11 protein-coding genes and 1 riboswitch are annotated in these 12,274 nt (G+C 47.3%); of the genes, 2 read left to right on the top strand and 9 right to left on the bottom strand.

Annotated features, from left to right (window positions below; genetic code table 11):
• The 7 genes from aroC to SGLY_RS11920 form a co-directional block, all read right to left on the bottom strand.
• Positions 1–1,101 (bottom strand): chorismate synthase, encoded by a 1,101-nt coding sequence (aroC, locus tag SGLY_RS11890; protein WP_013625523.1) that lies wholly within the window; start codon positions 1,099–1,101, stop codon positions 1–3.
• On the bottom strand, positions 1,094–2,410 hold the full coding sequence (gene aroA / locus SGLY_RS11895; RefSeq protein WP_013625524.1) for a 3-phosphoshikimate 1-carboxyvinyltransferase: 1,317 nt from the start codon (positions 2,408–2,410) through the stop codon (positions 1,094–1,096). The genes aroC and aroA overlap by 8 nt, the downstream gene beginning before the upstream one ends.
• 69 nt (positions 2,411–2,479) lie before the next feature.
• Entirely contained in the window at positions 2,480–3,541 is a 1,062-nt protein-coding gene (gene aroB, locus SGLY_RS11900; protein ID WP_013625525.1) for a 3-dehydroquinate synthase, read from the bottom strand.
• Position 3,542: 1 nt separating this feature from the next.
• Positions 3,543–4,415 carry a prephenate dehydrogenase gene (locus tag SGLY_RS11905; RefSeq protein ID WP_013625526.1) on the bottom strand — a complete coding sequence of 291 codons (873 nt, stop codon included), beginning with the start codon at positions 4,413–4,415 and terminating at the stop codon, positions 3,543–3,545.
• 131 nt (positions 4,416–4,546) lie between these two features.
• Positions 4,547–5,419: a 3-deoxy-7-phosphoheptulonate synthase gene (gene aroF, locus SGLY_RS11910; protein ID WP_013625527.1), complete on the bottom strand. Its 873-nt coding sequence runs from the start codon at positions 5,417–5,419 to the stop codon at positions 4,547–4,549.
• Between the two features lie 140 nt (positions 5,420–5,559).
• The gene (locus SGLY_RS17920) at positions 5,560–5,742 is read right to left on the bottom strand and encodes a hypothetical protein (protein WP_148228134.1); all 183 of its coding nucleotides are present in this window, start codon (positions 5,740–5,742) and stop codon (positions 5,560–5,562) included.
• Positions 5,743–5,808: 66 nt separating this feature from the next.
• Complete coding sequence (locus SGLY_RS11920; protein ID WP_013625528.1) at positions 5,809–7,098, bottom strand: DNA recombination protein RmuC; 1,290 nt, start codon at positions 7,096–7,098, stop codon at positions 5,809–5,811.
• A 228-nt stretch (positions 7,099–7,326) separates the two neighbouring features.
• On the opposite strand from SGLY_RS11920, the gene sleB reads away from it, so the two are divergent.
• Complete coding sequence (gene sleB, locus SGLY_RS11925) at positions 7,327–8,013, top strand: spore cortex-lytic enzyme (protein ID WP_013625529.1); 687 nt, start codon at positions 7,327–7,329, stop codon at positions 8,011–8,013.
• Between the two features lie 11 nt (positions 8,014–8,024).
• Positions 8,025–9,401, top strand: coding sequence for a PepSY1/2 domain-containing protein (locus SGLY_RS11930; protein ID WP_013625530.1), 1,377 nt, complete (start codon positions 8,025–8,027; stop codon positions 9,399–9,401).
• A gap of 48 nt (positions 9,402–9,449) precedes the next feature.
• On the opposite strand, the gene SGLY_RS11935 is transcribed toward SGLY_RS11930, so the two are convergent.
• Entirely contained in the window at positions 9,450–10,691 is a 1,242-nt protein-coding gene (locus SGLY_RS11935) for an Nramp family divalent metal transporter (protein WP_013625531.1), read from the bottom strand.
• A 5-nt stretch (positions 10,692–10,696) separates the two neighbouring features.
• Positions 10,697–11,950, bottom strand: a complete 1,254-nt coding sequence (locus tag SGLY_RS11940) for a magnesium transporter (protein WP_013625532.1) — start codon at positions 11,948–11,950, stop codon at positions 10,697–10,699.
• A gap of 77 nt (positions 11,951–12,027) precedes the next feature.
• A riboswitch (M-box (ykoK) riboswitch) is annotated at positions 12,028–12,188 on the bottom strand.
• Between the last annotated feature and the right edge of the window lie 86 nt (positions 12,189–12,274).

Genomic DNA, 12,274 nt, shown 5'->3' on the forward strand with positions numbered 1-12,274 from the left:
TCAGCTTTCCCCCTCTGCCAGCAAAAGATCAAGCACGGCAAATGCGGCCACCGCTTCCACCACAGGCACTGCTCTGGGAACAATACAGGGATCATGGCGTCCTTTAATCTCGATGATTTCATTGGTTTTGGTCCGGAGATTCACCGTTTTTTGCGGGACGGCAATAGACGGCACAGGTTTAAATGCCGCTCTGAATACTACAGGCATCCCGTTTGTTATTCCGCCTTGAACCCCTCCGCTGTGATTGGATAAAGTCCGGATTTCTTCTATGCCGTTAGCCTCGGTCATCCCATACTGATCATTTGCCTCAGATCCACGCATCTTGGCAAGCTGAAATCCTGCTCCGAATTCCACCCCTTTGACCGCGGGAATAGAAAACAGCATATGCGCCAGAAGGCTTTCCACAGAGTCAAAAAACGGCGACCCTAAACCTGCCGGCAGACCGAGTATCACACATTCCACAATTCCGCCGACTGAATCCCCCTCCGCCTTGGCTTTTTTGACGATCGCTTTCATCTCCTCAGCTTTTTCCTCGTCAAGAACAGGAAAGCGTTTTTTGCGAAGCCCGTCCAAAGCCCCTTCCTCAATCTTCATAAGATCAAAACCCGGTTCTTCTATTCCTCCAATACTCTGAATATGGCTGCCAACCATAATCCCTCTGCTCTGCAGAACTTGTTTGGCCGCGGCGCCCGCCCAGACAAGAGGGGCTGTCAGCCTGCCTGAAAAGTGCCCTCCCCCGCGGTAATCCTGAAAGCCCTTGTATTTGATCTCCGCGGCATAGTCGGCATGACTTGGCCTGGGCATATCTTTCACTTTAGCATAGTCCCCGGATTTGGTATTTCTGTTTCTGATCAGTACTGTCAGGGGCGCACCGGTAGTCGCCCCGTTGAATAGACCGCTCAGGACTTCAAATTCATCCTTTTCAGAGCGCGGTGTCGAGAAATCATCCTGCCCGGGCGCCCGGCGCCCCATTTCAAATTCCAGATATTCCAGGTCAAGTTTTATTCCGGCCGGGAACCCGCCCAGCACCGCTCCGATCCCCGGACCATGGGACTCCCCGAAAATAGAGACCTGCAGATTTTTTCCCCATACATTACCCATCAATCCGGCCTCCCAACTTCCGATAATCTTCCCAAAAATGCGGATAAGATTTACTCACTGCGTCGCTTCCCTCGATCAGCACCGGCTCCGTACAGCGGCAAGCAGCCACTGCCAAAGCCATCGCAATCCGGTGATCGTTCCAGCTGCTGACAGGCCCCCCGTGTAAATTCTTACAGCCAAGGATATCCAGCCCGTCCGCAGTTTCCTCCACCTTTGCCCCTAATTTATTCAGTTCTGTTGAGATTGCCTTCAGCCTGTCGGACTCTTTGATCCTCAGTCTCTCTGCATTAATGATCCTGGTTTCTCCTTCACTGACAGCGGCCAAAGCGGCCAGTACCGGAATGATGTCCGGACACTGGGAACCGTCGATAACAGTGCCTTTTGTCAGAGAAGCCCGGGCCCGGATACTCTTTTGCCCTGCCGTTATCCTTCCTCCCATTCCTTGCAGGATATTCACGATTTCCCTATCTCCCTGAAGAGATTGGCTGTTCATGTTCAGACAGTCAATTTCTCCTCCCAGAAGTCCGGCCGCCAACCAAAAGGCGACCTGGGAATAATCCCCCTCGATATCGGTATCCTGCTTTTGATAGCGCTGGTTACCCTTAATGATAAATTCTTTATCATGATTGTTTTCTATTTTTATAGAAAAACGGGAAAGCATATCCATTGTCAAATCAAGATATCCTTTGGACTCCAGCTTTGAGGTAATGACTATTCTGGAATCGGAGGCCAAAAGCGGAAGCAAAAACATCAGTCCCGAAATAAACTGTGAACTGATATCCCCTTCTACCCGGTATTCACCCGGCTGTAAAAGCCCGTTAACCTTGAGCGGGAGGGATGAATTTCCCTGTTTTTCAAATGAAACCCCATGTTCATCAAACAGCCTGAAATAAACATCCAACGGGCGGGAAACCAATCTCCCCCTGCCGGTAAAGGTCACCCAGGAATTTTTCAGCCCGGCCAGAGGAAGCAAAAATCTCAAAGTAGAGCCTGATTCCTGACAGTCAATCAACCGGTCTTCCTCAAGATGGTTCTTTTCTCCCCCCTCTTGAAAAAGATTCGCTCCGATTCCTGTGATACGCAGAAGATGAATCCCCTCCGCGCCCTGCTCTTCAGCTTCGATCCCGGCGCCCAAAGCCCTCAATCCATTCATGGTGGCCATCATATCATCAGATATCATAAAATTGCCGATATTGCTGGTCCCCTCTGCCAGGGCCGCGCAAATCAAAGCCCTATGACTGATGCTTTTCGATGGAGGAACAATCACACTTCCTTTGAGAATTCCGGGCAAAATTGTCATACTCGCCATATTAAAACCTCATTTGTCTTTTTTATTCAATTCAGGTTATTTGCAGCTTCGGTTCATTTCAAGCAATGTCTACAACAGATCGCCGATCCGTTCTTTATCGCAATCCCGGATAAAACCTTCTCCTATGGACCTTATAAGGCATAAGCGCAGCTTTTTATCCGTATTTTTTTTGTCTACCCCGATCGCCTTTAGGACGATTTCTTTATCCATCAAAGGCATTTCATACGGAAGCTGATGTTTAACCAGCAGGCTTTTGATTCTCTCGGCGGTTCCCTTTGCGGTTAATCCCCATTGTTCACTTTTCAACGTGATGTTGTACATCCCGATTGCTACCGCTTCCCCGTGGGAAAAGGACTCAAAACCAAAGTATTTTTCCACGGCATGACCCAGCGTATGTCCAAAATTCAGAAGGAGCCTGTCCCCGGTATCTCTCTCATCCCGTTCCACAATATCTCTTTTAATTGTTAAACAAGCCAGAATAATCTTTTCACTAAGGACAGCAAAGTCCTCCTGCCCCTGAACTTCTGCAATCAGTTCAAAAAGCTCCTCATTCCTGATACAAGCGCTTTTGATCGCCTCACTGAGGCCGTCACGGAAAAATTTTGGTTGTAAGGTTTTCAAAAGCTCGGGATCAATATAGACCGCCTCAGGGTGATAGAAGCTGCCTACCAGATTCTTGCCCTGAGGCAGATCGATCGCCGTTTTTCCTCCGATACTGCTGTCGATCTGGGCAAGCAGAGTAGTAGGGACCTGGATATAGGGAATTCCCCGGTAAAGGGTGGAAGCGGCAAAACCGGCCAGATCTCCGACTACTCCTCCCCCAAAAGCAATCAGCAAATTGCTCCTGGTCATCCCGGCTTCGATCAAAGCTTCATATAATCTCAGCAAAGTCTCCGCCGATTTGCTTTTTTCACCGGGGCGCACCGCAATCAGACTGACCTGCCAGCCGCCGCTTTCCAAGCTGTTTCTTATCCGCTCCCCGTACAGCTCCTCAACATTGGAGTCTGTGACAACAACAGTAGAGCCCGGCCTGAATTTGGCCGCCAACAAGGCACCAAGCCTGTCAAGCAGTCCTTTTTCGACTTGAATGGAATATTTTTTGGAGGCTGCATTTACATCCAATACTGCCATTTTAGAACAACACCTCTCTTTTCCGGGCACCTTGTGCCATAATTTCCTGCAGACTCTGCTGATCATGGTCTGTTAAGGCTTTTTTCAACTGTTCTATGTTCTTCTGAAATCGTTCAATCTGGTTCAGCAAATTTTCCTTGTTGGTCAAAAAGAGCTCCGCCCAAAGCTCAGTGTTGATCGCAGCCACTCTTGTGTAATCTTTAAAACTGCCCCCGACAAAATCACTGATATCATCCGAGGCTATACAGTTCGCCAGAGAAATCGATATGACATGGGGCAGCTGACTGGTCAGCGCTATCATTTCATCATGGTACTCCGGTGTCGCTGAGGTCACTTTGGCAAAACCAATATCCAGAAACAGCTGTGCTAAAAATCTGATGTTCTGTGTCTTGTTCCTTACTGTGGGCGTTAAAATATAGTTCGCCCCGGCAAAAATACTCGCTGAAGCATTGGCAAATCCCCAGGACTCCTTGCCGGCCATAGGATGCCCGCCTACAAAATCCAAATCCGGACGCAAAAAGTGATTGATCTGAGCAAGCAGACTGGTCTTTATTCCTGAGACATCGGTAATTAAAGCCCCTGTCCTGAAACATTCCCTGTACTTTTCCAAAAAATCAGCCACTGCCTGGGGATATAGACAAAGAATAACCAAATCGGATTTGCCCAGGGGAAGTGTCGGATCAGCAAAAACTTCATCCGCAACCGCGGCCGCAGAGGCCATTTCCCTAACCTTACTGTTCTGATCAACCACCCATAAGCTGCGGGGCTCAAGCTGTCTGATTGCCAGGGCCATTGACCCGCCGATCAGTCCGAGTCCTATTATGGTCACATTCAGCTCACTGATACCTTTTAACTGCGATTCCTCCCTGATCATACCATACCTCTTTTACTTGTGATCTTCTCGCCTTTACTTGCGGTTCTGATCATCTGATTAAGACGATCATTCTCCACTTCATTTTGTGATTTGTTCATTTAATTTGTCAAGTCAATGATACCATTCATTTTTTATTCGTTCCGCGATATCTTTTTATGAATCACCGTGCCAAGCTCGCGTAAAGAATCCATTAGATGTTTGAATTTCTCCGGTTTTAATGATTGCTCGCCATCACATTTGGCATGGGCCGGGTCATTATGGACTTCAATCATAATACCGTCTGCTCCGGCCACCATTGAAGCTTTAGCCAGGGGTTCAACCAGCCACCATATGCCTGAAGCATGACTGGGATCAACGATCACCGGAAGATGAGTAAGTTTTTTCAAGATAGGAACAGCACTTAAATCAAGGGTATTGCGGGTATACTGTTCAAAAGTCCTGATGCCCCGTTCACAAAGAATGACATTCCCATTTCCTTCATCTAAAATATACTCCGCCGCCAGAATAAATTCCTCAATCGTCGCCGCTAACCCTCTTTTCAGGATAATCGGCTTGCCTGTTTTGCCCACTTCTTTTAACAGTTCATAATTCTGCATATTTCTGGCCCCTATCTGGATCACATCAACCTCTTCCATAAAGGCTTCCAAATGCTGAACCGACATTAGTTCGGTCACTATCGGCAATCCGGATTTTCTGCCGGCCTCTTTCAGGAGCTCCAATCCATCTTCCCGCAAGCCCTGAAAACTGTATGGAGAGGACCGGGGTTTAAACGCTCCGCCCCTGAGCATAGCCGCTCCCGCTTTCTTGACATCCATCGCGATCTGCTCAATTTGCTGCGGACCTTCCACTGAGCAGGGACCGGCAATCACTGTAAAGTGATCTCCCCCGAAGGATTCATTTTTAACTGTAATCACTGAATCCTCAGGATGGAAAAATCTGTTTGCCTTCCTGAACGGTCGATCAATGCCGCATTGTTCCGTTTGGTCCTCCTTAGGACTGATCATCGTATTTCACTCCTTTCAGCTCGGTTTCCAAAAACTGTTTATCCTAAATGGGAGGTCGTTCTGGTGTTCTTCCCCAAAGAAAAAGGAAGGCCCATCTTTTGATGAGCCTTCCCGAATTTGCTTGGGAATATCAGTTCGTTTTACACCCCGGCCCGCAAAACAGGCTTAAGATCCGAACCCCGGTCCTGACTCACCAAAGGAAAACATTTTTTCGCAGCACGCCAAAAGCCAGTGCGAAAGTAATCACCAAAAAAGCACTGGCTAAAAGAATAAAAGCTAAACCCATTGAGTTGTCGTGCAAAATCTTTTCTCATCGTGTCCATCAAAACCTCGTATTCTGCTCACGGCAAAACCGCATAAGATGATCCTGATAATTGGGTGTAATTATATTATAAACCATTCAATGTGTCAATGGAACGCTCTTTCATTTTCCTGGTCCCGGTTTCAATTTCTTCCAGAACGGGAAGCTCTTTTTTCCCGGATGAAGCCCCAAGCTCCTTAAGCCTTCGTGAACTGGGGGATACTCTGCTTTCCCAGGAACCAACCGCCGAATTAAAATTTTTCACAGCACTTTCCAGACCTTTTCCGACATCAGAAAAATGCTCGGCAAAAACACAGATACGTTCAAAGAGTTCCTGACCTGTTTCCCAAATCCGATTAGCATTTTCCGTAATCTCCTGCTGTTTCCAGCTGTAAGCGACCGTACGCAGCAAGGTAATCAAGGTCGTAGGTGTGGCAAGGATAACTCTGGAATTGATGCCGTCCAGAATCAGATCCCTGTCCTGCATAAGTGCCGCTCCAAAAGCTGATTCGACCTCTATATACATCACCACAAAATCTACGGAATCCTTAAACTGAGCCCAATAAGCCTTGGATGCCAGGCTGTTCATGTGTCCGCGAACATCCTTGGCATACTTGAGCAAGAGGCTGCTGCGCACAGTCTCGTCCTCCTGTTCAATTGCATCCAGATAGGCATTCAATGGCGCCTTGGAATCGATAATCACACTTCTTCCTTCGGGAAGTGTGACGACCAGATCAGGCCTGAGCCGCCCGTCTTCACTTTCTATACTTTTTTGCTCTGTGAAATCACAATAAGCCGACATTCCGGAAAATTCCACAATTCTTTTTAAGCCGATTTCACCCCATCTGCCGCGTACCCGCGGTGATTTGAGCGCTGTCACCAGTGCATTTGTTTCCTTTGTCAACATTTCCTGGCTGATTCTCAGGTGATCAAGGTAGGTACGTAACCCGCCGAAGGTCTCTTTCGTCGAGTTTTCAAGATTTCTGGAGATTTGTTCATGCTTGTCCAGACTTTCTTTAAAAGGCTTTAAGAGCTGCTCGATCGCCTCCTGTCTTTTCCCGAAATCCCCCTTGGCCTGATTGAGGTAATTTTCCATGGTCTGTCCGGCCAAATCAAGAAAAAGCCGGTTATTGTCTTTCAATGCGGCAGTCGCCGCCGAATCAAATGATTCTCTGAGCGTCCTGCTTGTTTCTTCCCATACTCTTGTCTTTTCATCAAGCCTGGCTTCGGCCGCAATCCTTTGCCTGGTCTCCGCGGCAAGCCCCGCTTCAATTTTATTAATTTTTCGGGAATAAGAGACCCTGGCCGCCAGCCGGCCGAGCAGCCAGCCAGTCAAAATCCCGCAAACCAATGCCGCCAGAAGATCATCATACTGCAATGTCAACTTACCGCCCTTTCATCAAACCGAAATAACAGGCCGGAATATCCCATCCAAAAATTCAAAAAGATCACAGTTGATCAGAATCAATCCAAATTAACTTTCATTATACCGTTTTTCCTCCGGCGCTTCTACAGCCCTCAGTCATGTTTTTGGAATCCTGTCCAATATACTGGATAATTTTCTGCATCTTAACGAAAACTATGAAAAAACAAGCGAGGTGAGCTTATGTTCTTTCATCGAAAAAAATGGAGCTTATTGATTGCTTTAGCCTTGATCCTCCTCATCTCAGCAGTAGGCTACTCCGCTCTGGGCGACAGGACACTTTCCAGAGGTTCCAGGGGACCTGAGGTCGTCGATTTGCAAAAAAGACTGTCTATGCTGGGATATGTAACCGGACCGCAGGATGGTATCTTCGGTCGTAAGACAAACGCCGCTGTCCGGCTCTTTCAAAAAGAACACGGTCTGACTGTTGACGGGATGGCCGGGACAAACACGATCCGTGAATTAAAAAGGCTGACTGGAACAACCACGTCCAGCGGGGGCACATCTGTAGGCCTGAAAAATTCAGATATTGATCTCCTCGCCCACCTGGTGAGCGGCGAAGCCAGAGGGGAACCCTACCGGGGACAGATAGCGGTGGCTGCCGTTGTCCTCAACCGAATAGACAGCCGTTCCTTCCCCAATAGTGTCTCTGATATTGTTTATCAGCCCGGCGCTTTTTCCTGTGTGGATGACGGACAACTCTACAGAAACCCTACTTCTTCCTCTTATCGCGCTGTTTACGAAGCCTTGGCCGGAACTGATCCATCTTATGGAGCAATCTATTTCTTTAATCCCTCTAAGACCTCAAACCGATTTATCTGGTCAAGATCGCAAATCCTTCAGATAGGAAACCATATTTTTGCCCGCTAGGAGAATGCCATATGAGAAATAAGAATTATCTGATCACTGTTCTTGGTGTCCTTTTGGGACTTAGCCTGATTTGGGGCTTGGTTGAACAACGCAATAACGCCCAGCTCAAGCTTGCTTCTGAAAACGAATACCACCGTTCATTCTCGGACTTCGCCGCTACTCTGGATAATCTGGAAACAAATCTGTCCAAAAGTTCAGCAGCCAGCACTCCTACTCAGCAGGTACTCTACCTCAGCCAGTCCTGGCAGCAAAGTCAGACTGCGGTCAAAGACCTCTCTTCACTTCCTTCAGAACAATTTGGCATTGGCTATACCCATGACTTTATTAACCAGATCAGTGAATATACCCAAGTCTTGACCCAGGAAGCAGCCAAAGGAACAAAAATAACCTCCGCTCAGCTGAAAACCCTTGACGAAATGCATGAACGCTTGCTGGCGGTCAACAGTAAGATTCAGGATATCGCTTCCCGCATCACAAGTGAAAACCTTGCCTGGATTGATGATGAAAAAACCGCTCAAAAAACTGCCTCGAGCAGTTCACAAGCGATCCCGACTGTGGCGGAAACCAATGAAGATGAGGCCCCTGTTGCTGCCAGTTCTGTTCAGGGGAGTCTAAAGAACCTCGACAGCAGCTTGCAGAAACTCCCTCCTTTTTCTTATGAAGGGCAGACGGATTCTCATTATGTCACTACGCCTCTGGGGCTTGGAGACAAAACCATTACCTTGGATCAGAGCAAAGAAACTGCCGTCCGCTTTTTTAAGATTGTGGGCTGCTCATCTGACAAGATCAAGAACACAGGGACGTCCAGCGGGCCCTTTGCCGGTTTTATCTGGAATGACAGTGATTCCACTATCGATGTCTGCAAAAAGGGCGGTGCAGTCACCATATTCAGAAATGAACGCGCTTTGGGTGTCCGTCAATTGGATACCGACACTGCCCGCAGCAAAGCTCTCCAAACACTAAAAGAGCTGGGCTATGACCTGACAATCACTTCTACCGAAGATTTCGGCAGTTATTTACAGCTTTCTGCGGTTAACCACCAAAAAGATATTCTGCTCTATCCGGACAAAGTGAAACTGACCGTTGCCACAGACACCGGCCAAATCATCAGCCTGGATTCTACGGCATATTGGGCTTATCGCCACGACCGGGAGCTGGTCCCTGCCCTTACGGTTCAGCAAGCCCAGGCAGTCCTCCGGTCCGATATCAAGGTTAAAGAGTCCCATTTGGCCGTCATTGCCCAGCAGGGCAACAAAGAAGTCTTTTGCTATGAATTCAAAGGCGTCCTAAATGATGAGGAGTACCTGATCTATATTAATACCCAAAATGGCCGGGAAGAAAAAATCATGCGTATCCTGCGCACCCCCCGCGGCGAATACACCCAGTGACGGCCATGGAGTGACAAGGCCATGGAGGGCCTAATGTCGCGGTTACGCCTAGAAAAACCGCCCGACCAGGAGTGCCAGGGTAAGAATGATCAAAACGGCCACAGTGCTAAAACCAATCAGATTGTTTAAAGGCTTATTCACATATTTGCCCATGAGTTCTTTGTTATTGACGATCAGCATCATGCAGATCAGCACCACAGGCAGAAAAATTCCGTTCAGAACCTGTGACCAGAGTGTGATTGAAATCAAAGGGGCGTCCGGGATAAGAATGATCGCCACCGATATGACCAAAATAGAGGTGAACAACGTATAAAACTCTTTGGCTTCACTAAACTTTTTATCTATTCCGGCTTCAAAGCCAAAGGCCTCACAAATGTAAAAAGAAGCCGCCAAAGGCAGTATTGTTGCTGAAAAGACCGAAGCTACAAACAAGCCCAGGGCAAAAACCTGCGAGGCCAAAGCCCCGGCAAACGGCTCAAGGGCCATCGCCGCATCTTTAGCCTCTTCAATCACAATACCATGGGAATACAGAGTTGAAGCACAGGATACCACAATAAAAAAGGCCACGACAATGGTCGCAATACTGCCGATGATGATATCGATCAAGGTAAACTTATAATCCTCAATCTTCAGACCTTTTTCAATCACCGCCGACTGCATGTAAAATTGCATCCAGGGAGCGATTGTTGTTCCGATCAGGCCAATCACCATGAAAAGATAATTCGGAGAATAGTCTATCCGCGGGTGAAGAATGGCTGTTCCGATGGTCCCCCAATCCGGTTTGCCCATTAAAGCGGAAATGACATAAGAAAATAAAAATACACTGAAGATTAAAAAAATCTTCTCCGTAATCCGATAGGTGCCTTTAACCACCATCAGCCAAACAGCGACAGCCGCTAAAGGAACCGCGATATACTTGCTGACATGAAAAACCTGCATACTGCCCGCTATGCCGGCAAATTCTGTTGTCGTATTGCCAATATCCGCAATCAGAAGACCCAGGAGGATAAAAAAAGTAATCTTTACCCCTGCTGATTCCCGGATCAGATCAGCCAGTCCCTTACCTGTCACAATTCCCATCCTGGCATTCATTTCCTGGACAACAATCAGGGCAATAAAAGCGGGAATAAGTGTCCAAAGGAGATCATAGCCGTACATTGCTCCGGCAACGGAATAAGTGGTGATTCCACCGGCATCATTATCCACACTTCCGGTTATGATTCCCGGTCCGAGAATGGCCAAAAATATAGAAATATTTCTGATCATATTCATCTTTCTCATCTTAAACATCTGTCTCACCGCCTGCTGTATTTCTTTCTTCTGACTTTAAGCAGATTCGTCATAATATCATCAATAATCACCATTCCGAGCAAGGTCTCCTTCTCCTTGTCTACAACCGGTACCGCCAACAAGCTGTACTTAGACACAATTTCGTTCAACAGGTCTATCTCATCCAGATCGTAAACAAACAGGACCTTGGCATCCATGATATCCTGAAGTATTGTCTCCGGCTCGGATACGACGATATCCCTCAGAGAGACCGCCCCTGTAAGCTTGCCGGCCTCGTCGACAATATAGAGGGAATAGATGGTGTCAATCTCCGGCTTAATGCTGCGAAGCTCCTTTAAAACCTCGTTGACCGACATTTCTTTCTTGAAAGAAATGTAATCCGTCGTCATCAGAGCGCCGACAGAGTTTTCGGGATATTCCATCAGTTCACGGATTTCTTCGGAGGTTTCCTTCTCCATTTCATTGAGAATTTCTTCCGCTTTATGGTCGTCAATTTTCTCCAGAATATCCGCAGCCTCGTCCGCAGGCATTTTTTCCAGGACATCCGCCGCCCTGGAAATGGACAGGCCTTCTAAAACATTGACCTGGGCTTCACTTTCCAGTTCCTCCAAAACCTCAGCAGCCCGGTCCTCATCCAGGGAAGAAAATACTTCAACCTGAGTATAGCGGTCAAGGTCTTCAATGATATCCGCAAAGTCCGAAGGATGAAGGGTTGATAATTTTGTATATGGTTTGGACAGCTTGATGCCTGTGTTTCCGGAAGGAACGGCTTCAACATCCTCCCACAGAATATAGCGGCCGGACAACGATATTCCTAATGATCGCAGTCCTTTCTTTATCGGCTTGGCTACGCCCAGCCTGCGCAGAAGCCCTTCCAGACCCACATCAACGGCGATAAGATAGGTTCCGTTGGATAATACGGCCAGTCTCAAGTCATTCACACGGACGATCTTTCTGCCGTCAATATCCACAATTTGTTTATCCATAATGTTTTTATTGAGAAAAAGCTGATTGGTTCCGGCTTCGGTGTAATCCCTGACCTGTCTGCATCTGAACGCATACTGGCCTTTGTTCTTGTCAATCTCCAAGAAAGAAAAATCAAGGATTCTTCCATTGCCGAGCTTTGCCGCCACAATCTTTGGTCTCACCTCATCAAGGTCGGCAATTAAATCCTTAATTTGCCCCAGCACCTGGTTGTCTTGGGTTATCACCCTGTTCCCCAAAATCCTGCTTAAATAAAACGTTAAAAATTTGGCCATTATCCAACCCCCCTCTCCGATGCGGAATCATCAAACATAAAAAAACTTTACCTGTTTGAACAGGTAAAGAGAGATGGCTTCACTGATGCCCGTTCAAGTTTTGGCACTTCAAGGCGTGAAATTGCGTTAGGTTATGCCTTGTTTTTTCGGCAAAACCTGCTAACCAGTTCAGGGTGTCTCCATCCTTTCACGGCAGCAATCCATATCCTTGGAGTAACCTCACCTACCGAGAGATATTCAATTCAGTCTATTATATAATTTACAAAAGGCCAATACAATAGCGACAAGCCTGTCATGGATTTGTTTTCTCACACAAAAGTGCTG

Source organism: Syntrophobotulus glycolicus DSM 8271, from assembly GCF_000190635.1.
Taxonomy (GTDB): domain Bacteria; phylum Bacillota; class Desulfitobacteriia; order Desulfitobacteriales; family Syntrophobotulaceae; genus Syntrophobotulus; species Syntrophobotulus glycolicus.

Excerpts from the sequence above, each read along its gene's own strand:
- aroC (WP_013625523.1), bottom strand. The coding sequence starts at position 1,101 with ATGGGTAATGTATGGGGAAAAAATCTGCAGGTCTCTATTTTCGGGGAG.
- aroA (WP_013625524.1), bottom strand. The coding sequence starts at position 2,410 with ATGGCGAGTATGACAATTTTGCCCGGAATTCTCAAAGGAAGTGTGATT.
- aroB (WP_013625525.1), bottom strand. The coding sequence starts at position 3,541 with ATGGCAGTATTGGATGTAAATGCAGCCTCCAAAAAATATTCCATTCAA.
- SGLY_RS11905 (WP_013625526.1), bottom strand. The coding sequence starts at position 4,415 with ATGATCAGGGAGGAATCGCAGTTAAAAGGTATCAGTGAGCTGAATGTG.
- aroF (WP_013625527.1), bottom strand. The coding sequence starts at position 5,419 with ATGATCAGTCCTAAGGAGGACCAAACGGAACAATGCGGCATTGATCGA.
- SGLY_RS17920 (WP_148228134.1), bottom strand. The coding sequence starts at position 5,742 with ATGGACACGATGAGAAAAGATTTTGCACGACAACTCAATGGGTTTAGC.
- sleB (WP_013625529.1), top strand. The coding sequence starts at position 7,327 with ATGTTCTTTCATCGAAAAAAATGGAGCTTATTGATTGCTTTAGCCTTG.
- SGLY_RS11930 (WP_013625530.1), top strand. The coding sequence starts at position 8,025 with ATGAGAAATAAGAATTATCTGATCACTGTTCTTGGTGTCCTTTTGGGA.
- SGLY_RS11935 (WP_013625531.1), bottom strand. The coding sequence starts at position 10,691 with ATGTTTAAGATGAGAAAGATGAATATGATCAGAAATATTTCTATATTT.
- SGLY_RS11940 (WP_013625532.1), bottom strand. The coding sequence starts at position 11,950 with ATGGCCAAATTTTTAACGTTTTATTTAAGCAGGATTTTGGGGAACAGG.